Origin of the sequence: Terrabacter sp. Root85 (assembly GCF_001429185.1) — a bacterium.
Taxonomy (GTDB): Bacteria; Actinomycetota; Actinomycetes; order Actinomycetales; family Dermatophilaceae; genus Terrabacter.
Window position 1 is genome coordinate 305,753 of record NZ_LMIW01000008.1, and the last position, 25,170, is coordinate 330,922.

The 25,170-nt window shown below is 73.0% G+C and carries 21 protein-coding genes; 16 read left to right on the forward strand and 5 right to left on the reverse strand.

Annotated elements, in window-relative coordinates; translation table 11 throughout:
- Positions 1-33 precede the first annotated feature (33 nt).
- Complete coding sequence (locus ASE25_RS07965) at positions 34-1,308, reverse strand: NAD(P)/FAD-dependent oxidoreductase (protein WP_056824564.1); 1,275 nt, start codon at positions 1,306-1,308, stop codon at positions 34-36.
- A gap of 22 nt (positions 1,309-1,330) precedes the next feature.
- Here ASE25_RS07965 and ASE25_RS07970 point away from each other — a divergent pair, with 22 nt between their 5' ends.
- Genes ASE25_RS07970 through ASE25_RS07980 form a run of 3 tightly spaced genes read left to right on the forward strand, consistent with a single transcriptional unit; the run spans position 1,331 to position 5,447 of the window.
- Positions 1,331-2,626, forward strand: coding sequence for a hydroxyacid-oxoacid transhydrogenase (locus ASE25_RS07970; RefSeq protein WP_056824566.1), 1,296 nt, complete (start codon positions 1,331-1,333; stop codon positions 2,624-2,626).
- Between the two features lie 41 nt (positions 2,627-2,667).
- On the forward strand, positions 2,668-4,593 hold the full coding sequence (locus ASE25_RS07975) for a M3 family metallopeptidase (protein ID WP_056770102.1): 1,926 nt from the start codon (positions 2,668-2,670) through the stop codon (positions 4,591-4,593).
- Positions 4,578-5,447, forward strand: coding sequence for an MOSC domain-containing protein (locus ASE25_RS07980; RefSeq protein WP_235508599.1), 870 nt, complete (start codon positions 4,578-4,580; stop codon positions 5,445-5,447). Before ASE25_RS07975 ends, ASE25_RS07980 begins: the two co-directional genes overlap by 16 nt.
- Positions 5,448-5,569: 122 nt before the next feature.
- Here the strand turns inward: ASE25_RS07980 and ASE25_RS07985 are convergent, their stop codons facing one another.
- Entirely contained in the window at positions 5,570-6,487 is a 918-nt protein-coding gene (locus ASE25_RS07985; protein ID WP_200959020.1) for an NAD(P)-dependent oxidoreductase, read from the reverse strand.
- Complete coding sequence (locus ASE25_RS07990; protein WP_056824569.1) at positions 6,484-8,475, reverse strand: acyltransferase family protein; 1,992 nt, start codon at positions 8,473-8,475, stop codon at positions 6,484-6,486. Before ASE25_RS07990 ends, ASE25_RS07985 begins: the two co-directional genes overlap by 4 nt.
- A 107-nt stretch (positions 8,476-8,582) precedes the next feature.
- Between ASE25_RS07990 and ASE25_RS07995 the strand changes: the two genes are divergently transcribed.
- Together ASE25_RS07995 and ASE25_RS08000 are read left to right on the forward strand one after the other, a co-directional pair.
- Positions 8,583-8,900, forward strand: coding sequence for an acylphosphatase (locus tag ASE25_RS07995; protein WP_056824571.1), 318 nt, complete (start codon positions 8,583-8,585; stop codon positions 8,898-8,900).
- Between the two features lie 18 nt (positions 8,901-8,918).
- On the forward strand, positions 8,919-9,221 hold the full coding sequence (locus ASE25_RS08000) for a chorismate mutase (protein ID WP_056770093.1): 303 nt from the start codon (positions 8,919-8,921) through the stop codon (positions 9,219-9,221).
- 37 nt (positions 9,222-9,258) lie between these two features.
- Here ASE25_RS08000 and ASE25_RS08005 read toward each other — a convergent pair whose 3' ends face one another.
- Positions 9,259-9,909, reverse strand: coding sequence for an MSMEG_1061 family FMN-dependent PPOX-type flavoprotein (locus ASE25_RS08005; protein WP_056824574.1), 651 nt, complete (start codon positions 9,907-9,909; stop codon positions 9,259-9,261).
- A gap of 119 nt (positions 9,910-10,028) precedes the next feature.
- Between ASE25_RS08005 and smc the strand changes: the two genes are divergently transcribed.
- The 6 genes from smc to ASE25_RS08035 all read left to right on the forward strand — a co-directional run bounded on the left by smc (position 10,029) and on the right by ASE25_RS08035 (position 19,702).
- On the forward strand, positions 10,029-13,607 hold the full coding sequence (smc, locus tag ASE25_RS08010; RefSeq protein ID WP_056824577.1) for a chromosome segregation protein SMC: 3,579 nt from the start codon (positions 10,029-10,031) through the stop codon (positions 13,605-13,607).
- 134 nt (positions 13,608-13,741) lie between these two features.
- Complete coding sequence (locus ASE25_RS08015) at positions 13,742-13,924, forward strand: hypothetical protein (RefSeq protein WP_020142778.1); 183 nt, start codon at positions 13,742-13,744, stop codon at positions 13,922-13,924.
- Between the two features lie 132 nt (positions 13,925-14,056).
- Complete coding sequence (gene ftsY, locus ASE25_RS08020; RefSeq protein ID WP_056770085.1) at positions 14,057-15,271, forward strand: signal recognition particle-docking protein FtsY; 1,215 nt, start codon at positions 14,057-14,059, stop codon at positions 15,269-15,271.
- A gap of 203 nt (positions 15,272-15,474) precedes the next feature.
- Positions 15,475-16,935 carry an ammonium transporter gene (locus tag ASE25_RS08025; protein WP_056824579.1) on the forward strand — a complete coding sequence of 487 codons (1,461 nt, stop codon included), beginning with the start codon at positions 15,475-15,477 and terminating at the stop codon, positions 16,933-16,935.
- Positions 16,932-17,270 carry a P-II family nitrogen regulator gene (locus ASE25_RS08030; RefSeq protein ID WP_020142775.1) on the forward strand — a complete coding sequence of 113 codons (339 nt, stop codon included), beginning with the start codon at positions 16,932-16,934 and terminating at the stop codon, positions 17,268-17,270. The genes ASE25_RS08025 and ASE25_RS08030 overlap by 4 nt, the downstream gene beginning before the upstream one ends.
- A 68-nt stretch (positions 17,271-17,338) precedes the next feature.
- Positions 17,339-19,702 carry a [protein-PII] uridylyltransferase gene (locus ASE25_RS08035; protein WP_056824581.1) on the forward strand — a complete coding sequence of 788 codons (2,364 nt, stop codon included), beginning with the start codon at positions 17,339-17,341 and terminating at the stop codon, positions 19,700-19,702.
- Between the two features lie 85 nt (positions 19,703-19,787).
- Here ASE25_RS08035 and ASE25_RS08040 read toward each other — a convergent pair whose 3' ends face one another.
- The gene (locus ASE25_RS08040) at positions 19,788-20,219 is read right to left on the reverse strand and encodes an NUDIX domain-containing protein (protein WP_056824584.1); all 432 of its coding nucleotides are present in this window, start codon (positions 20,217-20,219) and stop codon (positions 19,788-19,790) included.
- A gap of 86 nt (positions 20,220-20,305) precedes the next feature.
- Between ASE25_RS08040 and ffh the strand changes: the two genes are divergently transcribed.
- From ffh to ASE25_RS08060, 5 genes are all read left to right on the forward strand, one after another.
- Positions 20,306-21,946, forward strand: coding sequence for a signal recognition particle protein (ffh, locus tag ASE25_RS08045; RefSeq protein ID WP_056770076.1), 1,641 nt, complete (start codon positions 20,306-20,308; stop codon positions 21,944-21,946).
- A gap of 144 nt (positions 21,947-22,090) precedes the next feature.
- Positions 22,091-22,192, forward strand: a complete 102-nt coding sequence (locus ASE25_RS22710; protein ID WP_157623363.1) for a DUF350 domain-containing protein — start codon at positions 22,091-22,093, stop codon at positions 22,190-22,192.
- A gap of 67 nt (positions 22,193-22,259) precedes the next feature.
- Complete coding sequence (locus ASE25_RS08050) at positions 22,260-23,111, forward strand: alpha/beta fold hydrolase (protein WP_056824588.1); 852 nt, start codon at positions 22,260-22,262, stop codon at positions 23,109-23,111.
- Between the two features lie 10 nt (positions 23,112-23,121).
- Positions 23,122-24,210 carry an amidohydrolase family protein gene (locus tag ASE25_RS08055; protein WP_056824592.1) on the forward strand — a complete coding sequence of 363 codons (1,089 nt, stop codon included), beginning with the start codon at positions 23,122-23,124 and terminating at the stop codon, positions 24,208-24,210.
- Complete coding sequence (locus tag ASE25_RS08060; RefSeq protein ID WP_235508600.1) at positions 24,200-25,147, forward strand: GNAT family N-acetyltransferase; 948 nt, start codon at positions 24,200-24,202, stop codon at positions 25,145-25,147. The genes ASE25_RS08055 and ASE25_RS08060 overlap by 11 nt, the downstream gene beginning before the upstream one ends.
- Positions 25,148-25,170 lie beyond the last annotated feature (23 nt).

The window sequence follows — 25,170 nt, forward strand, 5'->3', positions numbered from 1 at the left end:
CCGACGCTAGCGCAGCCTCTCAAGCCGGGCGAGTCAGGATGTGCGAGTGCCGCGTGCCCTCGTGATGAGCCGTTTGAGCGGGACGGAGGTGTCCGCCGCGCTGTCGGCTTCGATCGTCATACCCTTCTCGAGCGCTCGTTTCACGGCGAGGTAGTCGGTCGGGACGCCGACCGACTCGACGGCGATGAGCAGCCCGTCGCGGTAGCTGAGCAGCGAGAAGCGTTCGGCTGCGACGTCGCCCCGCACGATGGTCCGGTCGGCGCCGTGCGGGAGCCCCGCCATCTGGAGCCGCAGGTCGCCCTGGTCGCTCCAGAACCACGGCACGCGGTCGTATGCCGTCGGGTGGCCGACGAGGGTCGCCGCTGCCGCCCGCGCCTGGTCGGTCGCGTGCGGCACGCTCTCCAGCCGCATCGCGCCCGGCTCGCCGCGGTCGAACGGGTTGGGTCCGACGGCGCAGTCGCCGGCCGCGACGGTGACCCCGTCGGAGGTGAGGGCGTACTCGTCGACGACGATGCCCCGAGGTTCCACGAGCAGGCCGAGCTGCGCGGCGAGGGCGGTGCTGGGGACGGCCCCGATCCCGACGACCAGCAGGTCGGCGGGTACCACGGTGCCGTCGCCGAGCTCGACACCCGTGGCACGTCCGCCCTCGCCCGTCACGCGGACGGCGTCGGAGCGCAGGAGGATCCGCGTGCCGCGGCGCTCGTGCGCGCGTCGCACGGCCTCCGACAGCATCGGGGTGACGGCGCGGCCGAGGAGCCGGTCCGTGGCCTCGACGACGGTGACAGCGGACCCGAGTGCCCGAGCTCCGGCGGCGATCTCGAGCCCGATGAAACCACCGCCGACGACGACGACCTCTCGAGCCGCGTGGAGCCGAGGCGCCAGCCGGTCGGCGTCGGCGAGGGTGCGCACCGAGTGGACCCCGTCGAGGTCGGCGCCCTCGACCCCCAGGCCGCGGTTGACCGCACCCGTCGTCAGGGCGAGGCGCTCGAAGGTGAGGGTCCGGCCCGAGGCCGTCGTGGCGCTCCCTCCGGAGGCGTCCCGGCCGATCGTCACGACGGGCTCACCGGTGACGAGCTCGACCCCGAGGTCGGCGAACCAGGCGGCGTCGTGGAAGACGAGGGAGCCGCGGTCGTGCTCGCCGCGCAGGTAGCTCTTCGACAGGGGTGGGCGCTCGTAGGGCGGCTCGGGCTCGGCGCCGACGAGCACGACGGGCCCTGTGTCACCGAGCTCGCGCAGGGCCGTGACGAGCGAGATGCCGGCCTGCCCGGCGCCGACGACGAGGGTGCTGACGGTCGCGGCGGTGGCCATGCGTCCACCCTAGGGTGGGCCCATGACGTGGTCTCCCGCGAACCCCGAGTCCGTCTTCACCTACGGCGCTCCGCAGCTGAAGTTCGGCGCGGGCGCGGCCGACGAGATCGGGCACGACCTCCTGGTGCTCGGTGCGTCGCGGGTGCTCGTCGTCACCGATGCCGGCGTGCTCGCGACCGGCTGGCCGGACCGCGTCGCCGACGGCATCCGCGGGTTCGGGGTCGAGGTCGTCGTCCACGACTCGGCGCACGTCGAGCCGACCGATGCGAGCCTCCTCGCCGCGGTCGATCGGGCCCGAGCGGACGGACCGTTCGACGGCTACGTCGCCGTCGGCGGTGGCTCGGCCATCGACACCGCGAAGGCGGTGGACCTGCTCCTCAGCGACGGCGGGGAGCTCATGGACTACGTCAACGCGCCGGTCGGTGCCGGTCGCGCACCGACCCGCCCGCTCGCGCCCCTCGTCGCGGTGCCCACGACGACCGGGACCGGAGCCGAGAGCACGACGATCTGCGTCCTCGACGTGCTCTCGCTCAAGGTCAAGACGGGCATCTCCCACGTGCGGCTCCGGCCGAGCCTCGCCGTCGTCGACCCTCGACTCACGGCCACCCAGCCCGCGGGGGTGACGGCGAGCGCCGGCATGGACATCCTCTGCCACGCCCTCGAGAGCTGGACGGCCCGGCCGTTCACGAGCTACGAGCGCAAGCAGCCCGGCGAGCGCGTGCCCTACTGCGGCAGCAACCCGATCGCCGACATGTGGTCGGAGCGGTCGATGTCCTTGCTGGCCAAGGCGTTCCGGACGGCGGTTCGCGACGGCTCCGACGAGGCCGCCCGCGGCGAGATGGCGCTCGCGGCGACGTTCGCCGGCCTCGGGTTCGGCAACGCGGGCGTCCACGTGCCGCACGCCAACGCGTACCCCATCGCCGGCCGGGTGCGCGACTTCCACCCGCACGGCTACCCGAGCGACGAGCCGATGGTGCCGCACGGCATGGCGGTCGCGCTGACGGCGCCCGAGGCGTTCCGGTGGACCTTCGGGTCCGACCCCGAGCGGCACCTCGCCGCGGCCCGGCTCCTCGACCCGGCGCACGGCAGCCGCTGGGAGTCCGAGCCACGTGACGTGCTTCCCGGCGTCCTCGTCGACCTCATGCGCGACATCGACATGCCGAACGGCCTCCGGGCCGTCGGCTACGACGAGCGCGACGTCGACGCCTTGGTGGAGGGCTCGCTCAAGCAGCAGCGGCTGCTCGCGACGAGTCCCCGCGAGGTCGGACCCGACGACCTGGCCGGCATCATGACCCGCTCGCTGCAGCTCTGGGAATAGTGGTCGACGCGAGGGGCGGGTGGCGGCATACAGTGCCGTCTGTGACCACGGAGCCCACGCACCTGCCCCTGCCCCTCGACAGCGACTGGCTCGACTGGGTCGGCGCCCGCGGCGAGCAGCAGCTCGCGCTGGCGCGGTCCCTCGTCGAGGGCCTGCGCAGCGACCCGCCGAAGCAGCCGCTCGAGGTGCTCCGGGTCTGGAACGACGCACAGACGGCGCTGTCCAACGCCGCGTCCGTCGGGTCGCTCTTCTCCGAGGTGCACCCGGACGCGGCCGTGCGCGAGCGCGCCGAGTCGGTGGCCCAGCAGGTGCAGAAGCTCGACACGGACCTCGGTCTCGACACCGAGCTGTATGCCGTCCTCGCCGGGCTCGACGCGAGCACCCTCGACGCCGACGCGACGAGGGTGCTCGAGAGGACGTTGCGCGACTTCCGTCGCTCGGGCGTCGACCGCGACGAGGAGACCCGCGACCGCCTCCGTGCGCTGAGCGAGCGCGCGATCCTGCTCAGCCAAGAGTTCAGCAAGAACATCCGCGAGAACGTCCGCAGCATCCGGGTGACGCCCGACCGGCTCGCGGGGCTGCCGCAGGACTGGGTCGAGGCGCACCCGGTCGACGACGACGGCCTCGTCACCGTGACGACGGACTACCCCGACGTCGTGCCCTTCCGGACCTTCGCGCACGACGCGCAGGCCCGCCGTGACCTCGTCACCGAGTTCCTCACCATCGCGTGGCCGGCCAACGACCGCGTCCTGCAGGAGATCTTCTCGGTCCGGCGGGAGCACGCCTCTCTCCTCGGCTACGCCTCCTGGGCCGACTACGACGCCGAGGTCAAGATGATCGGCAGCGGGGACGCCATCGGCGAGTTCGTCGACCGCATCACCGAGCTGTCGGCCACGAGCGCCGAGCGCGACAAGGCGGTGCTGCTCGAGCGGCTGCGCCAGGACCGTCCCGACGCCACCGACATCGACGGGGCCGACGTCTCCTACTACGCCGAGCTCGTCCGCAAGGAGGACCTCGCCGTCGACGCGCAGCGCGTGCGCACGTACTTCCCGTTCGAGTCGGTGCGCCAGGGGCTGCTCGACGTGACGGGCCGGCTCTTCGGGCTCGAGTGGTCGCCGGTGCCGCGCGAGGACGCCCGCACGTGGCACGAGGAGGTCGCGACCTACGACGTCTCCTTCCACGGCGAGCGCATCGGCCGCATCCACCTCGACCTGCACCCGCGCGACGGGAAGTACAAGCACGCGGCCCAGTTCGACCTCGCGCGCGGTGTCGACGGCACACAGCTCGCCGAGGGCGTGCTCGTCTGCAACTTCAACCGCGGCCTCATGGAGCACGACGAGGTCGTCACCCTCTTCCACGAGTTCGGCCACCTCGTGCACCACGTGCTCGCCGGCCGCACCGAGTGGGTGCGCTTCTCGGGCGTCGCGACCGAGTGGGACTTCGTCGAGGCCCCGAGCCAGATGCTCGAGGAATGGGCTTGGGACGCCGACGTGCTCGCCACCTTCGCCCGAAACGCCGACGGCGAGACCATCCCCGCCGACCTCGTCGAGGCGATGCGCCGGGCCGACGACTTCGGCAAGGGCTACGACGCCCGGACGCAGATGTTCTACGCCGCGCTCTCCTACGACTTCCACGTCAACGAGACCGACGACCTCACGGCCCGCCTGCGCGAGCTCATGGAGCGCTACTCGGTGTTCCCGTACCTCGACGGCACGCACATGCAGTGCCACTTCGGTCACCTCGACGGCTACAGCTCGGCGTACTACACGTACATGTGGTCGCTCGTGATCGCCAAGGACATGTTCTCGGCCTTCGACAAGGGCGACCTCTTCGACCCCGAGGTCGCCGGCGCCTACCGGGACAAGGTCCTCGCGCAGGGCGGGCGACGCGACGCGGCCGACCTCGTCGAGGACTTCCTCGGCCGTCCCTACACGTTCGACGCGTATGCCGCGTGGCTCGCGGAGTGACCGCGGCGCGGCCTGACGGCCTGCTCGTCACGGCGCTGACCGTCTACCCCGTCAAGTCGCTCGCCGGGGTCCCGGTCGACGAGGCGGTCGTCGAGGCCCGCGGGCTGCACGGCGACCGGCGCTGGGCGGTCGTCGATCCGGAGGGCACCAAGGTCACGGCGCGCGAGGAGCACGTGCTCCTCGGCCTGAGGGCCGAGCCGCTCGACGGCGGGGGAGTGCGCCTCGTCGCACCCGGCGCGGACGCGCTCGAGCTCGGCCCGCCACGGGGAGCTGCGCCGGTTCCCGTCGCGTTCTCCGGGCAGGACCACGCGCTCCCCGCCGGCGCCGACGCCGATGCGTGGCTGACCGCCCGGGTCGGACGCCCGCTCCGGCTCGTGTGGCAGGACGACGAGACGCACCGGCCCATCCGTCCGGACATGGGTGGCGCCGATGGCGACCGCAACTCGCTCTCCGACGCCGCACCCCTCCACGTCACGTCGGAGTCGTCCCTCGCGCGCCTCAACGACTGGCTGCTCGAGACGGCGGCCGAGCGTGGCGAGGGGCCGCGAGATCCCTTGGGGCACGACCGGTTTCGGCCCAACGTCGTCGTCTCCGGGAGCGACCCGTTCGCCGAGGACGCCTGGACGACGGTCCGCGTCGGGGACGTGCCGTTCCGGGCGACGATGGTGTGCGACCGCTGCGTCATGACGACGGTCGACCGCGGCGACCTGCGCACCGGCAAGGAGCCGATCCGCACCCTCGCCCGACACCGGAAGTGGGACGGTGCCACGTGGTTCGGCATCCGACTCACGCCGGAGCTGCCCCTTGCCGACGGTGCCGTGCTGCGGGTCGGCGACCCCGTCGAGCCGGCCTGACCGAGCTGGGCCGAGCCGAGCCGAGGGGCGTGGCGAGAGATCGGCTGCGAGATCGCGCGGCTGGGGCACGTCAGCCACCCGACCTGCGCGATCTCACGCACGACGAGCCGGGGCGCGAGGCGTCAGGTGAGTCGGGACAGGACCTCGCGCAGGTCGGTGAGGCCGCGTGCCTCCTCAGGGCTGAGGGCCGCCAGCGGCGTGGACGACAGCCGGCGATAGACCGCGGCCATCCCCTCGAAGAGCTCGGGCGAGACGCCGGCCGAGCGCTGGGTGGCCGCGATGCTCTCCATCTCGTCGACGAAGCGCCCGCTCTTGGCCGCAGCCACGGCGACCCGTCGGGCGGCGCCCTCGACCTGGGCGGGGAGCTCCTCGGCGAGGTCGTCGAGGACCGGCGCGAGCACCCCGAGCGCCTCGGCCGTCTGGAGGGCCTGCGCCCAGACGGCCGTCGTGCCCTTGTAGACGGACGCCGTGCACATCTTCACGGCCGAGGCCTGGCCGACGCGGTCGCCGACGATGCGCCGTCGCAGCCCGACGGCCGGGACCCGAGCCACCTCGGCCGCGCGGGCGCCGGAGAGGTAGAGCATCGTGTCGCCGTCCGGCTCCGGCGGACCGCCGCTGACGGACCCGTCGACGAGGTCGAGGCCCTCGGCGGCCGCCCGGCCCGCGAGGCCGGAGACCCGGTCGGGCGACACGGCGTTGGCGTCGAGGATCAGCGGTGTCGAACCGGTCGCCCCGGCCGCGTCGATGACCGATCGGAGCACTGCGTCGGCAGCTCCGGGAGGGCAGATGCTGACGACGAGGTCGACAGCGGCCACGACGGCCTCGAGGTCGGGCAGCAGCTCGAGCCCGCGGGCCAGGGCGGCCGTGCGGTCGCTGCGTCCCCGCACGGTCGCGACGACCCGGGTGCCGCCGGCCGCCCACGCGCGCCCCAGGGCCGCCCCCATGGCTCCCGGGGAGACGATGGCGATGGTCCGGACGGCGCGGGCTCCCGGCTGGAGCTCGGCCGTCGGGGAGGGTGCGCGCGCCGGCCCGACGCTCACGGGATCGGGAGCTCCTTGAGCACGACCGCCTTGCCGGTGCTGCGCTGCGACAGGTCGGCCATGGCCTGGCGCACCGTCTTGGAGAAGAGGTGCGCACCCTTGATCGTCGGGTGGATGCGGTCGGACTGGACCTGCTCGGGGTGGGCCCGGATGGCGTCGGCCCAGTCGGCCACGATGACGTTGGGCCGCCCGCGGGCGATGAGGTCGAGCGTCGCGTTGTCGGTGTCGACGCGGGCGAACGGTCCCATGATGTTGACGAGCACGACCATGCGGCCCGGGCCGAGCACGTCGAGCACCTGCTTGACGCGGTCCTCGTCGACGCCGGCGTTGGTGCCGAAGGCGAGGATGATCGCGCGCCGGTTGCCGTCACCGCGCGCGGAGACCTCGGCGAGACCGTCGGACCAGCGACGGTTGGACTTCGCGTCGATGCGGATGCCCGGGAAGTAGTAGCGCAGCGCCTGGAGGCTGCCGACCATGATCGAGTCGCCGTACGCGTCGATCTCGGGCCCGGAGGGCATCGTGAACGAAGCCTGGGCCGCGGACGCCGCTCCCGACGAGGACGGGCTCGCACCGGTCGTCGCGACGGGATGCGACACCGCCGAACCGGGCGCCGTGGTCGCGGGGGAGTGGCTCGCCATGCCGTCGGCGGCCGCCTCGTTGGCGGCGAGCATGCGCGCGGTCTCGCTCTGGTCGGGGGCGGTGAGCACGATGACCGCCGTCACGACGGCCAGGGCGGCGACGCCCGCGCCGACGACCTGCTTGGTGCGTCGGGTCAGGCCCGAGACGTGCCCGCGCAGCCGCGTCGCCACGCCCCGGAAGCCGAGGGTGCGGAACGGCGTCTCGACGAAGCGGAACGTGAGGTCGGCGAGTGCGAACGTCACGAGCACGCACCACAGCCGCGTCAGCAGGTGCGACGTGGTGCCGGGCGCAGACGGGTTGTCGAGCGCCACGAGCAGGATGACGGGCCAGTGCCAGAGGTAGATGGAGTAGGACCGGGCGCCCACCCAGCCCGCGACCGGGTGCCGCATGACCCGCTGCACGCCGGTGACCCGGTCGGGGCGTCGCTCGATGACACCCATGACGAGGACCGCCGTCGCGAGCGACGCGAGCACGATCCCGCCGCGGAAGGTCACCGTGGACTGCTCGTCGAGGAGGACCATCTCGGCGAGCAGGACCACGAGGGCCAGCGGGACGGCATACGACCCGAAGCGACCCCACCGCGATGGCGCCACCCACAGCGCGAGCTGCGGGCTGGCCCAGGCGAAGGCGAGGGCGGCGCCGGCCATCAGCCCCACGACGTGGGTGTCGGTGCCGTAGTAGACGCGCGTGGCGTCGGTGCCCGGCGTGAAGAGCAGCGCCATGAGCAGTGACGAGCCCACCCCGACGGCCACCGCCACCCCGACGCGAACCCGGCTCGACACCGCGAGCAGGGCGAGGGTCACGAGCGGCCAGAGCAGGTAGAACTGCTCCTCGACCGCGAGCGACCAGAAGTTCATGAACAGCTGCGGCGCGGTCTGGTCGAAGTAGCTCGTGCCGGCCGTGATCTCGGTCCAGTTCGTCGAGAAGGTCAGGGCCCCGACGATCTGCCGGGCGATGTCGACGAGGAGGTCCTGGCTGACGGCCCGTGCAATGAGCACGCTCGTCACGACGCAGAGGACCAGGGCGGGCACGAGCCGGCGCGCTCGCCGCACCCAGAACTGCGAGAGCGCGATCCGGCCGGTGCGGTGGTGCTCGCGGACGAGCAGCGTCGTGATGAGGAAGCCCGAGACGACGAAGAAGACGTCGACGCCGAGGAAGCCGCCGGGCAGCCACGAGGCGTTGAGGTGGTAGACGAGGACCCCGACGATGGCGAGGGCCCGCAGCCCGTCCAGGCCCTCGATCCGAGCCGGGCGTCCCGACGGCGCACGCCCCGATCGGGGGGTGGCCCCCGTGGCCGTGTCGGCGGTCTGACCCGTGTCAGCCGCCCGTGAAATCGCCGACGTCGTCACGTCGCTCCTTCCGTGGGCCGCGGTGAGTGGAGTCACCGCCGTGCCTGATGTGAGCATAGGTACGCGTGGGGCTCCCGTTGCGGCGCCACGCGGCATACCGTGTCGGGGTGGGTGTCGAGCAGGAGGCCGAGGTGACCGGCGCGCCGGTCCGCGTGACGCTGTTCGTGCGCGGGGAGGTGCAGGGCGTCGGCTTCCGCTGGTGGACGCGCGCCCGCGCGCTCGAGCTCGGTCTGGCAGGGCACGCCCGCAACACCGCCGACGGTCGGGTCGAGATCGTCGCCCAGGGGCGACGCGCGGCCGTCGACGCGCTCGAGGCGCTGCTGCGCGAGACCCCGTCGACGACCCGGCGCCCGGGACACGTCGAGAGCGTCGTCGTGCAGCAGGGCGTTCCGAGGGACGGAATCTCCGGGTTCGTCGAGCGCTGACCCGCCTAGGCTGACCGGGTGAGCGACGTGCCCGAGGTCCCCGCCGAGCTCGCTCGGCTGCGCAGCAGCATCGACAACATCGACGCCGCGCTCGTCCACCTGCTCGCGGAGCGCTTCAAGTGCACCCAGCAGGTCGGCCGGCTCAAGGCCGAGGAGCACCTACCCGCGGCAGACCCGCAGCGCGAGGAGCGCCAGATCGCGCGGCTGCGGGCGCTCGCCGACAGCGCCGGCCTCGACCCGGTGTTCGCCGAGGCGTTCCTGGGCTTCATCATCGCCGAGGTCATCCACCACCACGAGCGCATCGCCAACGGCGACTCGTAGCCGTCGTGCCGGAGGGCGCCGCGCCGGGCCGGTGCCCTCAGTAGAGGGTCGCGTCCTGGCGCTTGTCGAGGGCCGCGTCATAGGCCGCGGCCTCGTCGTCGGAGGCGAACCCGCCGGCCTCACGCGTCATCGCCCCCGCCGTCGGCAGGGTCTTCGGGTCCACCCGTGACGCGCTGTCCCACAGGCGGCTTCGCTTGATCGCACGCGCGCACTGGAAGTAGACGCGCTCGACGGCCACGACGAGCACCGAGGCCGGCAGCACGCCCTTGACCTCGTGGCGGGCCAGCTCGTCCGGGTCCGTCGAGACGACGGCGGTGCCGCGCACACGAAGCTCCTCGCCGAGGCCCGGCACGAGGAAGATCAGGCCCACCCGCGGGTCGGCGAGGACGTTGCGCAGGGTGTCGAGGCGGTGGTTGCCGCGGCGGTCGGGGATGACGAGCGTGCGCTCGTCGCGCACGACGACGAAGCCGGGACGGTCGCCCCGCGGCGACTGGTCGAGGCCGCCGTCGCCGACCGTGGCCACGACGACGAAGGGTGCCGCGTCGATGATCCGCGCCTGGCTCGGCGTGATGGTCGCCGACTCCTTGGCGAGGCTGTTGGCCGCCGGCGCCGCGGGGTAGACCTCGAGCAGCCGTTCGAGGGTCGTGACCGTGTGTTCGTCGTGCGCTGCGCGCTCCTCGGCATCCACCCGACCACGGTATGCCGTCCGTCCCAGCACGCGCAGGCGCTCACCTCCCCGGAGCACGGCCCCACGACTAGTACGCTGACCGGGATCGCTGGCTGGCTGGACAAAGGATTTCTCGGGTCGTGTACGTCAAGAGCCTCACCCTGAAGGGCTTCAAGTCCTTCGCCTCGGCGACCCACCTGCGTCTCGAGCCCGGCATCACCTGCATCGTCGGCCCCAACGGCTCCGGCAAGAGCAACGTCGTCGACGCGCTCGCCTGGGTCATGGGAGAGCAGGGCGCCAAGTCGCTGCGCGGCGGCAAGATGGAGGACGTCATCTTCGCCGGCACGTCCGGCCGGGCGCCGCTCGGTCGCGCCGAGGTGGCCCTCACCATCGACAACACCGACGGCGCGCTCCCGATCGACTACACCGAGGTGACGATCGCCCGCACGATGTTCCGCAACGGTGGCTCGGAGTACGCCATCAACGGCACCCCGTGCCGCCTGCTCGACGTGCAGGAGCTGCTCTCCGACAGCGGCATCGGCCGCGAGATGCACGTCATCGTCGGCCAGGGCCAGCTCGACACCGTGCTGCGCGCGACCCCCGAGGAGCGCCGCGGGTTCATCGAGGAGGCCGCGGGCGTCCTCAAGCACCGCAAGCGCAAGGAGCGCGCGCTCCGCAAGCTCGACTCGATGGAGGCCAACCTCACCCGGGTCCAGGACCTCACCGGTGAGATCCGCCGGCAGCTCGGTCCGCTCGGGCGCCAGGCCGAGACCGCGCGCAGGGCGGCCGTCATCCAGACGGACGCCCGCGACGCGCGCCTGCGCCTCGTCGCCGACGACCTCGTCCAGCTGACGTCGACCCTCGAGCAGGAGGTCGCCGACGAGTCCGCCCTCATCGAGCGTCGCTCCGAGGTCGAGGCGTCCATCGGCGACCTCGGCCACCGGCTCTCCACCCTCGAGGAGGCCGCCGAGGCCGCTCGTCCGGCCCTGACCCGGGCCCAGGACGAGTACGTCTCGCTCGGCCGGCTCGTCGAGCGGATGGCCTCGACCCGGTCCCTCGCCGCCGAGCGCGTGCGCCTGCTGAGCGAGGACGACGGGCCAGAGGCCCCCGGCCAGAGCCGCGACCCCGAGCAGCTGCGCGCCCAGGCCGCCGACGTCCGCGAGCAGGAGGCGTTCCTCCTCGAGGAGATCGCCGAGGCCAAGGCCGCCCTCGAGAACGCCGTCCTGACCCGCACCGAGGCCGAGCACGGTCACGCCGAGGAGACCACCCGCCTGCAGCGCGAGGCCCGAGCCGCGGCGGACCGTCGCGAGGGCCTGGCCAAGCTCGGCGGCCAGGTCGGCGCCAAGGCCTCGCGCATCGAGGCCCGCGAGGCCGAGGTTGGACGCCTGCGCGGCACCATCGAGGCCGCCCAGGCCCGCGCCGCCGAGGCCGAGCACGAGTTCTCCCGTCTCGAGTCCAGCGTCGCCCAGGACGAGGAGGGTGAGGAGGGGCTCGACACGGCCTACGAGGAGGCTGCCGCGCGCCTCGACGCCGCCGAGGCCGAGCTCGCCCGCTGGAAGGAGGCCGAGGCGACCGCCGAGCGTGCCCGCACCACGGCCGCCGCCCGGGTCGAGGCCCTCGGTCTCAGCCTGAGCCGCAAGGACGGCGCCGCGGCGCTCCTCGCCGCCGCCGACGAGGGCCATCGCATCCTCGGCTCGGTCGCCTCCCTCGTCACCGTCGAGCCGGGCCTCGAGAACGCCGTCGCCGCCGCCCTCGGGACGGCCGCCGAGGCCTTGGCCGTCGGGTCGCTCGACGCCGCCGCCGCGGCCCTCGACGCGCTGCGCGACGGCGACAACGGCCGGGCCAGCCTTCTCGTCGCGGAGTCCGCGACCCGCGTCGACCCCGCGTCATGGCCGGCTCTGACGGGCGATGCCCGCTGGGTCCGCGACGTCGTCGAGTGCCCCGACTCCGTGCGTCCGGCCGTGGAGCAGGTGCTCGAGCGCGTCGCCCTCGTGCCCGACGGCGCGGCCGCCCGCACGCTCGTCCGCAGCCACCCCGGAGTCACGGCCGTGACCCGCGGCGGCGACGTCTACGCCCCCGGTGCGGTCCGCGGTGGCAGCACGACGGCGCCCAGCCTGCTCGAGCTGCAGGCCGCGTTCGACGACGCCCAGGACGCGATGGCGCGGGCCACCCGGGAGGGCGAGGAGGCCCGCTTCCGCGTCTCGGGCGCCGACGCCACGCGCGCCGAGCTCGCCGACGCCGTCGAGGCCGCGCTCGAGCGCCTCAACGAGAGCGACGCCCGGATGGCGGCGATCGCCGAGAAGCTCGGCTCGCTCGGCCAGACCCTGCGGGCTGCGCGCTCCGAGGTGGAGCGCACCGAGAAGGCGATCGCGGACGCCACCGCGGCCCTCGAGGCCGACCAGACCGAGCACGCCGCCCTTCTCGAGCGGCTCGAGGCGGCGAGCGGTGAGGGCGACTTCGCCGACGAGCCGTCGACCGAGGAGCGCGACCGCCTCGAGGCCGTGGCCCGCGAGGCCCGTGCCGCCGAGACCGAGCTGCGTCTGGCGCTGCGCACCCGCGAGGAGCGTGCGCGCGCCCTCAAGGACCGCGCCGACGCGCTCGAGCGCGGCGCCCGCCACGAGGAGGAGGCCCGTCAGCGCCTCGCCGAGAAGCGGGCCCGACGCCAGCGCGAGGCCGCCGTGGCCGGGGCCGTCCGCACGGCCGCGGCCTGGGCGCACGAGCTGCTCGCCGAGTCGGCCGAGCAGGCGGGTCGCGCCCGCGCTGCCGGGGAGGCCGAGCGCACCGAGCGGGACGCCGAGCTCGCCGTCGTGCGCCGTGACATCGCGACCCTGCAGGCCGAGCTGCGCGAGCTCACCGACACGGTCCACCGCGACGAGGTCGCCCGCACCCAGCAGCGGCTGCGCATCGAGCAGCTCGAGACGAAGGCCGTCGAGGAGCTCGGCATCTCGCCGTCCGACCTCGTGGAGGAGTACGGCCCGCACCAGCTCGTCCCGGCCGTGCCCGACCCCGACGCCGATCCGGACGCGCCCCAGCCCGATCCGGTCCCGTTCGTCCGCGAGGCGCAGGAGAAGCGGCTGCGCCAGGCCGAGCGCAAGCTGAACGCCCTGGGTCGCATCAACCCGCTCGCGCTCGAGGAGTTCACGGCGCTCGAGGAGCGGCACAAGTTCCTCACCGAGCAGCTCGAGGACCTCAAGAACTCCAAGCGTGACCTGCTCGACATCGTCAAGGAGGTCGACGAGCGCGTCGAGCGCGTCTTCGCCGAGGCCTTCGAGGACACCGCGGTCCAGTTCGAGCGCGTCTTCCAGCGACTCTTCCCGGGTGGCGAAGGGCGTCTCGTCCTCACCGACCCGTCCAACATGCTGACGACGGGTCTCGAGGTCGAGGCTCGCCCGCCCGGCAAGAAGATCAAGCGGCTCTCGCTGCTCTCCGGTGGCGAGCGCTCGCTCGTGGCCGTGGCGCTGCTCGTCGCCATCTTCAAGGCCCGGCCCTCGCCCTTCTACATCATGGACGAGGTCGAGGCCGCCCTCGACGACGCCAACCTCGGCCGCCTCATCACCCTCTTCGAGGAGCTGCGCGACAGCTCGCAGCTCATCGTCATCACCCACCAGAAGAAGACGATGGAGATCGCCGACGCCCTGTACGGCGTCAGCATGCGCGGCGACGGCGTCACGACCGTCGTGTCGCAGCGACTGCGCGACGTGGCCGACCGAACCGCCTGACGACACGGCATACGCCCTCCGTCCGCGCGCCCTCCGGGCCGCGGGGCGGGGGAGTGCGCGTCGGCGCCTCGGGTTGCGAAATCGTCACTCCGTGCTATTTGCATCACACGGGTCACATGCGTCACTCTTGTCACATGGTTTACCTGGTCATCTCGATGCTCGTCGTCACCGTGCTCGCTGTGGCGGTCGTCGGCGTCGTCGCGGTGCCTGCGCACCGCGGCGGCCGGGACCTGCTCACCGCCAAGGGGGAAGGGGTCGCACGCTCGGCACGTCGCCGTGCAGGCACCCTCGGTCGTCCGCGCGCCCGCACGCACTAGCCGCGCCCGACCGCCTGCCCACCCTCCTCGGCCACCGGCCACTGCCGGTGGCCGAGCCGCGTCCCGGGCTGCCCGGGGCCGTGATCGAGGTCGTGATCGCGGCGTCCGGGACCTCCACCCCAGCGTGGTTGGATGGCTGACGTGGACACTGTCTGGACATACGTCATCATCGGCGTCGCCATCCTCGTCGGCGCGGTCGCCTACGGCGTCAGCCTCGTGCGCGGCCGCGGCCGCACCGTCGAGCGCGAGGCCCCGCCGACCCGTCCGGGGCTGCCCGGCGAGGACCTCGACCGCCGGCCACCGAGCGGCACCACCGACACCGTCGCTCCGCCTGCGGGGCCGCCCGCGTCCACGACGCTCGAGCCCGAGGCGCCCACGGCACCGGAGCCGACGCCGGCCCCCGAGCCGACCCTCGAGCGACCGGAGTCCGCACGGGGTCGCCTCCAGCGCCTGCGGGCCCGTCTGGCCAGGTCCAACTCCTCCATCGGCCAGGGACTGCTCGCACTGCTCTCCCGTGGCAAGCTCGACGAGGAGGCCTGGGAAGAGGTCGAGGACACCCTCATCTCCTCCGACCTCGGCGTCGAGGCCGCGACCGAGCTCGTCGACTCGCTGCGCACCCGCGTCAAGATCGACGGCACCACCGACGAGGCAACGGTGCGGGGCTGGCTCCGCGACGACCTGCTCGCCCTCGTCCAGCCCGACATGGACCGCCGCATCGCGAGCAGCCGCATCGGCGACCGCCCCGCCGTCATCCTCGTCGTGGGCGTCAACGGCACCGGCAAGACGACGACCGTCGGCAAGCTGGCGCGCGTCCTCGTCGCCGAGGACCGTGAGGTCCTGCTCGGTGCTGCCGACACCTTCCGCGCCGCAGCCGCCGACCAGCTCGAGACGTGGGGATCCCGCGTCGGGGTCGCCACCGTGCGCTCCGACAAGGACGGCGCCGACCCTGCGGCCGTCGCCTTCGACGCCGTCAAGGCCGGTATCGAGGAGGAGGTCGACGTCGTCATCATCGACACCGCCGGCCGCCTCCACAACAAGGTCGGCCTCATGGACGAGCTCGGCAAGGTCAAGCGCGTCATCGAGAAGCAGAGCCCCATCGACGAGGTGCTCCTCGTCCTCGACGCGACGACCGGGCAGAACGGTCTCCAGCAGGCCAAGGTCTTCTCCGAGGCGGTCGACGTCACGGGCATCGTCCTGACCAAGCTCGACGGCACCGCCAAGGGCGGCATCGTCGTCGCGGTCCAGCGCCAGCTCGGTGTGCCGGTCAAGCTCGTCGGCCTCGGCGAGGGCCCCGACGACCTCGCCCCCTTCGACCCCGAGGCCTTCGTCGACGCCATCGTCATGTGACGACGCGCGCTCCCGGGCCACGACGACGAGCACGTGTGCCGGACGGCATACGTGCTCGTGGCGTCCGGTGGACGAACGGGGGAGTCCACGATCTGGACGCCCACGGTGCGGGAAACCATCCGCTAACAACCCCCACCGGTTGTTGACACGGCTGTAACAAACGACGCGGTCGCCCGAAATTCGGCCCGTCCATCGTTCTCGCCATGAGCGCACTTACCTTCGTGACGGCAGACGCGCCGTTCACCGACAGCGGGAACACCGCGTGGGTCCTGGCAGCGGCCGCACTGGTCCTGTTCATGACCCCCGGTCTCGCCCTCTTCTACGGCGGCATGGTTCGCACCAAGAGCGTCCTCAACATGATGATGATGTCGTTCATCACGATGGGCACGGTCGGCACGGTGTGGATCCTCTGGGGCTACAGCCAGACGTTCGGCCCCGACATCGGCGGTGGCCTCATGGGCAACCCCTTCACGCACTTCGGCCTGAGTGGCGTCATCGACCAGATCTACGGCTACGTCCCGGCTGACGCCGCGGCGGGCACGGCAGCGGCCGGCGGCATCCCCGCGACCGCCTTCGTCGCCTTCCAGGTCGTCTTCGCGATCATCGCCGTGGCCCTCGTCTCGGGTGCCATCGCCGACCGTGCGAAGTTCAGCACGTGGACGATCTTCACGGTCGTCTGGGCCACCCTCGTCTACTTCCCCGCGGCCCACTGGGTGTTCGCCTTCAGCGGCTACGCGGCCGAGACGGGCGGCTGGATCGCCAACAAGGCCGACGGCCTCTTCCTCGGCGGCGCAGGCGCCTACGACTTCGCCGGCGGCACGGCCATCCACATCAACGCCGGTGCGGCGGGCCTCGCCCTCGCGCTCGTCCTCGGCAAGCGCATCGGTTTCAAGCGTGACCCGATGCGTCCCCACAACCTGACGCTCGTCATGATCGGCGCGGGCATCCTCTGGTTCGGCTGGTTCGGCTTCAACGCCGGCTCGGCGCTCGGCGCCGGTGTCCAGGCTGCCGGCGTCTGGGTCAACACCCTCGCCGCGACCGCGACCGCCATGCTCGGCTGGCTCCTCACGGAGAAGCTGCGCGACGGTCACGCGACCTCGCTCGGCGCGGCCTCCGGTGTCGTCGCAGGCCTGGTCGCCATCACCCCGGCCTGCGCCACGGTCTCGCCCATCGGTGCCCTCATCGTGGGTCTCGTCGCCGGTGTCGGCTGTGCGCTGGCGGTCGGCCTGAAGTTCAAGCTCGGCTTCGACGACAGCCTCGACGTCGTCGGCGTCCACCTCGTCGGTGGTCTCATCGGCACCCTGCTCATCGGCTTCCTCGCCACCAAGGGCAGCCCCACCGGTGCTGCCGGGCTCGACGTCAACGAGGGACTCTTCTACGGCGGTGGCGGCTCCCAGCTCGTCGCCCAGCTCGAGGGTGCGCTGGCCGTCCTGGTGTTCTCCTTCGTGGTCACCTACCTCATCGGTCTCGCCCTCCACAAGACGATCGGCTTCCGCGTGACGCCGGAGGAGGAGACCAGCGGTATCGACCTCGCCCAGCACGCCGAGACCGGGTACGACTTCGGTTCCTTCGGTGGATCCCGGACCGGTGTCGTCGCCGGCCACACCGCCACCGCACCCGCCCCGTCCGCCGAGAAGGCGCCCAAGGAAGAGGCCTCCGCATGAAGCTCATCACCGCCATCATCAAGCCCCACCAGCTCGACGAGGTGAAGGAGGCCCTGGAGGCCTTCGGGGTGGCCGGCATGACCATCAGCGAGGCCAGCGGCTACGGCCGCCAGCGCGGCCACAGCGAGGTCTACCGCGGCGCCGAGTACACCGTCGACTTCGTGCCGAAGGTGCGCCTGGAGGTCCTCGTCGACGACGTCGACTCCGCAGACGTCCTCGAGGTCATCCTCAAGGCGGCCCAGACCGGTCGCATCGGTGACGGCAAGATCTGGTCCGTCCCGGTCGAGGAGGTCGTGCGGGTCCGCACCGGCGAGCGGGGCGTCGACGCTCTCTGAGCGTCGACGGTCCACTCGCAGTACCGAAGAAGCACCACACGCAACTCAAGGGGACGGCGAGACCTGACATGACGGATGTGACCTCACGACGTCTGGACCTCGCCGGCACCCGAACCTTCGCGACGCCCGGCGCGGGCCAGACCCGCCGCCGGGCGCTCGCGGAGTTCGGGTTCGGGTGGCTCCAGGAGCTCTGGCGCGAGGCGTGCGCGGGACGTCGCCACGAAGGTGTCGCCCTCGCCGCGGTCGGCTCGCTCGCCCGCGGCGACGGCGGACCGCTCAGCGACTACGACCTCGTCCTCGTCCACCACCCACGAGGCCTGTCGGGCAAGGAGGTCGGCGCCTTCGCCGACAAGCTCTGGTACCCGATCTGGGACGCCGGGGTGCGGCTCGACCACAGTGTCCGCACCGTGGCCGACTGCCGGGCCGTCGCGTCCGACGACCTCTCCGCGGCGGTCGGGCTGCTCGACCTCACCCACGTGGCCGGGGACGCCGACGTCGTCAACGCGGCGCGGTCCACCGTGGCGCACGACTGGCGGGCCAACGCCCGCACCCGGCTCGGTGAGATGCAGGAGTCGGTGATCCAGCGCCACGCCCGCCAGGGCGACCTCGCCCACCTCATCGAGCCGGACCTCAAGGAGGCCCACGGCGGCCTCCGCGACATGTCGGTGCTGCGGGCCCTCACGGCCGCCTGGCTGACCGACCGGCCGCACGGCGAGGTCGACGAGGCCTACGAGCGCATCCTCGACGTGCGTGACGCCATCCACGTCGTCACGGGGCGCGGGAGGGACCGGCTGACCCGCGACGACCAGGACGCGTGCGCTGCCCTGCTCGGCTACACCGACGCCGACGACCTCCTCACCGACCTCTCGACGTCGGCACGCACCATCGCGTATGCCGTCGACGGCACCCTGCGCCGCGCCATGCAGTCCCAGCGCGCCCGCACCCTGCGGGTCGGTCCCCGCCGTCCGCAGCTGGCACCCCTCGGCTACGGCCTCTACCGGCACGACGGCGAGGCCGTCCTCGGGCCGTCCGCCGACCTGTCGTCCGACCCGATCACCCCGCTGCGCGCGGCCGTCGTGGCTGCACGCGGCGGCATACCGCTCTCGCCGACGACGCTGAAAAACCTCGCCGCCACCGCTCCGGTCCTGCCGGAGCCCTGGCCCGAGGTCGCCCGCAACCTCTTCGCCGACCTGCTCGCGTCGGGCCCCGGGCTCGTCACCGTGTGGGAGGGCCTCGACCTCGCGGGCGTCGTCGAGCGGTGGATCCCGGAGTGGAAGGCCGTGCGCAGCCGCCCACAGCGCAACGCCGTGCACCGGCACACGGTCGACCGCCACCTCATCGAGACCGTCGTGGCGGCGAGCGGCATGGTCCGCGACGTCGCCCGGCCCGACCTGCTCATGCTCGCCGCGGTGCTCCACGACATCGGCAAGGTGCCGGGGTCGCAGGACCACAGCGTCACCGGGGCCGAGCTCGCCGACACGGTGCTGCAGCGGATGGGCGTCACCGACGCCGATCGCCGGACCATCGTGCGGCTCGTGCGCGAGCACCTCACCCTCGTCGACCTCGCCACCCGCCGCGACCCCGAGGACCCGGCCACCATCGCCGCCCTCTCGGAGGCCGTCGACGGGTCGGCCATGACCCTCGACCTCCTGCGCGCCCTCACCGAGGCGGACGCGTCGGCCGCCGGCCCCAAGCCCTGGAGCGACTGGCGCGCCGGTCTCGTCCAGCGCCTGTACCAGGCCTGCCGCACCGCCCTGACCAACCAGACCCAAGGAGAGGGGCCTCTCGTCGTGGAACCGATCGAGACCCTGCCGCTCGGGGGCGACGCGCTCGACCGCATCGCGTCCGGAGAGCCCTACGTCACCGTGTCATCCCTCGGTGGCGCCCACCGCATCGACATCATCGACCGCGACCGCGCCGGCCTCTTCGCCGACACGGCCGGGCTGCTCGCCGCGCACGGCTTCGTCGTGCGCTCGGCCATCGTCCGCACCATCGACGGCCTTGCCGTCAACGAGTGGTGGGTCGACTCACCGGGCAGCGAGACCCCACTGCCCGAGGTCATCTCGCGCGACCTCGTCCGCGTCGCCAAGGGGGACCGATCACCCCTCGGCAAGCTCCAGCGGCGCAAGTCGAGCGGGGTGCGCAGCCCCGGCTCGGGCTCCGTCGACTCGACGCGCGCCATGGTCATCAGCAGCGCGTCCGACAGCGCGACCGTGGTCGAGGTCCGCGCGACCGACCGTCCCGGACTGCTCCAGGACATCGGCATCACGCTCGCCCGGGCGTCGCTGTCGGTGCGCTCTGCACACATCGCGACGTATGCCGGCCAGACGCTCGACACGTTCTACGTGACCGAGTTCGGCGGGGGCCAGCTCGCGCCCGCTCGGGCCGCCCAGGCCGTCGCGATGATCATCGACACCTGCGACGCCGACTGACCCGTCGGGTCAACCAACCGGCACGACGGCGTCTCCGGCGGCCGACCGAGCGCGGCCGCGGGCGAGCGTCCTGTTGGTTGACCCGTCAGTCGAGCAGGCCGGCGTCGTGGAGGTGGTCGAGGACGAGCCGGTCGACGGCCGACACCCGGTCGCCGTCGCCGGCCGTCAGCCAGGCGATCTCGTCGATCTCCCGCGACGGCACGAGCTCGCCCGTGTGCGTCGCCGTGTAGCAGGTGAGGCGCACGACGAGCCCGTCCGTGCGGGCGTCGGCGAGCGCCTCGAACGTGCCGACGTGGGCCGCGGTCGACGGGTCGACGGACACCGCGAGCTCCTCGTCGAGCTCGCGGACCAGCGTCTCGAGGTCGCTCTCGCCCGGCTCTCGCTTGCCACCCGGCAGGTAGAAGCGGTCCCGGCCGGCGTTGCGGGCCGTGAGGAGCCGGCGCTCCTCGAGGTGGATCCACGCGATCTTGTCGATGAACGGCGGGGTCGTGGACGGCAGGGCACGGGGGTCACTCACCTGCGCGACCCTACGCGGCGGCCCCCGCCCTCGCCCCGGGAGGCCACCGAGTCGGAAGTGGTCGGCGGAGCGGATAACCTTGCCGGGTGTTTGCATCCCTGTCTGACCGCCTGACCGCGACGTTCAAGAACCTCCGCGGCAAGGGCCGACTCACGGAGTCCGACGTCAACGCGACGATCCGCGACATCCGCCTCGCCCTGCTCGACGCCGACGTCGCCCTGCCCGTCGTCAAGCGGTTCACCGGGTCGGTGCGCGAGCGCGCCCTCGGTGCCGAGGTCAGCCAGGCGCTCAACCCGGCCCAGCAGGTCGTCAAGATCGTGCAGGAGGAGCTCGTCGCCATCCTCGGCGGGCAGACGCGCACGATCCGCTTCGCCAAGCAGCCGCCGACGGTCATCATGCTCGCCGGCCTCCAGGGCTCGGGCAAGACGACCTTCGCCGGCAAGCTCGGCAAGTGGCTCAAGGACCAGGGCCACACGCCCCTCCTCGTCGCCGCCGACCTCCAGCGCCCCAACGCCGTGACCCAGCTCGAGGTCGTCGGCGAGCGCGCCGGTGTCCCCGTCTTCGCGCCCGAGCGCGGCAACATGGGCGGACACGACGCCGTCCTCGACTCCGGCGAGGGCACCCGGTCGTTCGGCGACCCGGTCACCGTGTCGCGGATGGGCATCGAGCAGGCCCGCGCCAAGCAGTACGACGTCGTCATCGTCGACACGGCCGGCCGTCTCGCGGTCGACGCCAACCTCATGCAGCAGGCGTCCGACATCCGCTCGGCGATCTCGCCCGACGAGGTCCTCTTCGTCATCGACGCGATGATCGGCCAGGCCGCCGTCGAGACGGCCCAGGCCTTCCACGAGGGCGTCGCCTTCACCGGTGTCGTCCTGTCCAAGCTCGACGGTGACGCCCGTGGTGGCGCCGCCCTGTCGGTCGCCGAGATCACCGGCGAGCCGATCATGTTCGCCTCGACCGGTGAGAAGGTCACCGACGTCGAGGTGTTCCATCCCGACCGCATGGCGAGCCGCATCCTCGACATGGGCGACGTGCTGACGCTCATCGAGCAGGCCGAGCGCGCGTTCGACAAGCGCGAGGCCGACGAGATGGCCCGCAAGTTCCTCGCGGAGGAGGACTTCACCTTCGAGGACTTCCTCTCGCAGATGAACGCCATCAAGAAGATGGGCTCGCTCAAGTCGATGCTCAAGATGATGCCGGGCATGCAGGGGATGCGTGACCAGCTCGACGCCTTCGACGACCGCGAGTTCGACCGCGTCGAGGCGATGGTCCGCTCGATGACGCCCTTCGAGCGCACCCACCCCAAGCAGATCAACGGCTCGCGCCGCGCCCGCATCGCCAAGGGCTCCGGCGTCACCGTCACCGAGGTCAACCAGCTCCTCGAGCGCTTCGGCCAGGCCCAGAAGATGATGAAGTCGATGGCCCGCGGCGGCGGGGGCGGCCTGCCGGGCATGCCCGGCATCCCCGGCACGGGCAAGCGCGGCAAGCAGCAGCAGCCGCAGCGCAAGAAGAGCAAGAGCGGCAACCCCGCCAAGCGCGCCGCCGAGGAGCGGGCCGCCGCGGAGAAGGCCGCCTCCGGGCGCGCCGCGTCGGCGGCCGGCGCCTTCGGGGCTCCCGGCGCCAACGGTGCGGACGGCGCCGGTGCGGCCGACGAGGACCCGCTGGCCGGCTTCGACCCGTCGAACCTGCCCAAGGGCTTCGAGAAGTTCCTCGGCGGTCGCTGACCGGTCGCGAACGGCCCGACGAGGCCGCGGTGACCGCGGGCGTCGGTCGGCTGGCCGACCCCGCAAGATTCGGGCTGACCGAGGGATCCGACGACGCCCGCGGGGCGTCGGAGGCGCGTCCTGACGAGTCGTCACGACGACCCCATGGCCGAGCTCGTGACGCAGCGCGACTTCCACCCGGCCTCGATCGTGGCCGCGGCCGTGCAGCTCGCGGTGTCGCTCATCGTCGTCGCCTCGATCGCGTGAGCGGTCCCCGTCCGGAGCGCGACCCGACGCCCGTGACGGTGCCCGCCGGGCGGCATACGCTCGATGCGTGGTCACCACCGACGGACGTTCGCGGGTGCGGCTGCCCGACGGGCGGCGTCTCGACGTGTGGCTCGGAGGTGACCCGCGGGGCACCCCGCTCGTCTTCTTCCACGGCACCCCGGGCGGGCGGCTGCAGGCCGCGCTCGGCGACGGCGCGGCCTCCCGCGCCGGCGTCCGGCTGGTCGCGTTCTCCCGTCCGGGCTACGGCGGTTCCACGGACGGACCCACGACGCTGACCTCCGTCGGGACGGACGCCGGCTCGGTCGCGGACGCGCTCGGGATCGACGCCTTCGCCGTGCTCGGCGTCTCCGGAGGAGGGCCGTATGCCGTCGCGGCCGCAGCCGTCCTGCCCCAGCGCGTGCGCGTGGTCGGGGTCGTCGCCGGGATCGGGCCTCTGCTCGAGCTCGACCCGTCCGCGGCGGCCGACCCCGCGGTCCGCGCGGCGCTCGCCGGGGACCTCGACGAGGCGGTCGCCCTCCAGGACGGCGCGATGACCGACCGCGGGCGGGGGAGCGGACCGGGTGCTCGGGCGAAGGTCCGCGTGGGCGGCTTCGTCTCGCCCGAGATCCTCGAGCCGTGGACCGGCAGCGGTCGCCCCGGCGTGCCGTCCTACCGCGGGGTGTCGCGGGACGCGCTCGCCTTCACGGCCGGCTGGGACGTCGACCTCGGAGACGTCCGCGCCCCGGTCCACCTCTGGTACGGCGACCGTGACCGGACGGTCGGGCTCGAGCACGGGCAGTGGCTGCACGCCCACCTGCCGACGTCCCGGCTCATCGTCCGGGAGGGCGCCGGACACCTCGCGACGCTCCTGGCGCACTGGGCGGACGTCCTCACGGATCTGGCGCGCGACGGAGGTTAGGGTCGGTGCCATGAGTGCACCGGTGCTCCACGTCCGCGGTCGGGTGCTCGTCGGTCCCGACGACGTCGTCGACGAGCTGTGGGTCATCGGAGGGCGTGTCTCGTTCACGCCGCCGAGCGACGGAAGCGACGTGCAGACGCTCGAGGGCTGGGTGCTGCCCGGTCTCGTCGACGCCCACTGCCACGTCGGTCTGGGGCCGCACGGTGGGGTGCCGCGCGAGGAGGCCGAGCTGCAGGCGATCACCGACCGTGACCGCGGCACGCTGCTCATCCGCGACGCGGGGCAGCCCGGCGACACGCACTGGGTCGACGAGCGCGACGACCTGCCCAAGATCATCCGCGCCGGCCGCCACATCGCCCGCACCCGGCGCTACATCCGCAACTACGCCCACGAGGTCGAGGAGGACGAGCTCGTCCGCCACGTCCGGCTCGAGGCGCACCGCGGCGACGGGTGGGTCAAGCTCGTCGGCGACTGGATCGACCGCGACGTCGGCGACCTCGCGCCGAGCTGGTCGCGGCAGGCCGTCGCCGACGCCATCGCGGCCGCGCACGAGGAGGGGGTCCGGGTCACGGCGCACTGCTTCGGCGAGGAGTCCCTGCGCGACCTCGCCGCCGCCGGCATCGACTGCACCGAGCACGCGACCGGTCTGCGCGAGGACTCGATCGACACCTTCGCCGCCCAGGGCATCGCCATCGTGCCGACCCTCGTCAACATCGCGCAGTTCCCCGACCTCGCCGAGCCGGCGAAGGAGAAGTTCCCCGAGTACCACCGCCACATGCTCGACCTGCACGAGCGGCGCTACGCCACGGTCGGCGCGGCGCACGAGGCCGGCGTGCCGATCTACGTCGGCACCGACGCCGGTGGCAGCCTCCCGCACGGTCTCGTCGCGCAGGAGATGGTCGAGCTGACCAAGGCCGGCCTGACGAACGCCGAGGTCGTCGCGGCCGCGACGTGGGGCGCGCGCGAGTGGCTCGGACGCCCCGGCATCGTCGAGGGAGAGGACGCCGACCTCGTCGTCTACGCCGCCGACCCGATCGCCGACGTCACCGTCGTCGGCGAACCGCGAGGTGTCGTGCTGCGAGGTCGCGTTGTCGTCTGAGCACCTGCCCGGGCCCGCCGCCGACGAGGCGCCGCTCACCGCCGTGGGCGAGCGTGTCGAGGTGCGTCCCCCGTCGACGGCCGACATCGAGTCGTATGCCGCAGCCGTGACCCTCTCGGAGCGGCGCCTCGCGGACTTCGCCATGCCCAACCCGCACAACCTGCCGGTCGTCCTCGACCACCAGTCGCCGACCTACCGCACCTTCATGGTGCACGCGCTCGACCCCGAGGCCTCACACGGCCTCGTCGGGCGCATCAACGTCGCGAACGTCGTCGAGGGAGCCTTCCGCAGCGCGACCGTCGGCTACGACTCCTACGACCCGTATGCCGGCCGCGGACTCTTCGTCGAGGGGCTGCGCCTCACGCTCGACCTCGTCTTCGCCGACCAGCCGCACGGGATGGGCCTGCACCGCGTCGAGGCGAACATCCAGCCGGCCAACCACCGCTCCGCCGGGCTCGTGCGCTCGCTCGGCTTCGTCCACGAGGGCTTCTCGCGCGACTTCCTGCACCTGCCCGGCATCGACGGGCGCCGGGACTGGCGCGACCACGACCGTTTCACCCTGCTGTCCACCGACTGGCCGGCCGTGCCCTACCGGCCGCACGGCCACCGCCGCATCGCCTGCGTCGTGAACGGTTCGGGGTCCACGGCCTTCGGCGCCTACGGCGGCACGAGCCTGGCCTCGGCCCTGGCAGCCGAGCTCGGCATCCCGCTCTACACCGCGTCCATCGTCGAGAGCCCGGCCACGCTCTTCGAGCTGCTCCGCGTCTCACCCGTCGGCGGCGTCGTCGAGTGCCGGCTCGGCGGGCCGCAGCTGCGGATGGGCCTGGCCCGCGCGGGCTTCGAGCCCTCCGGGGTGCCGGTCCTCGAGGGCGCCACCGACGTGTCCCGGCGCGAGGTCGTGCGCCACGCCCTCGCGGTCCGCGCAGCCCACGCCTGAGGGCGCGGACGGCATACGCCATC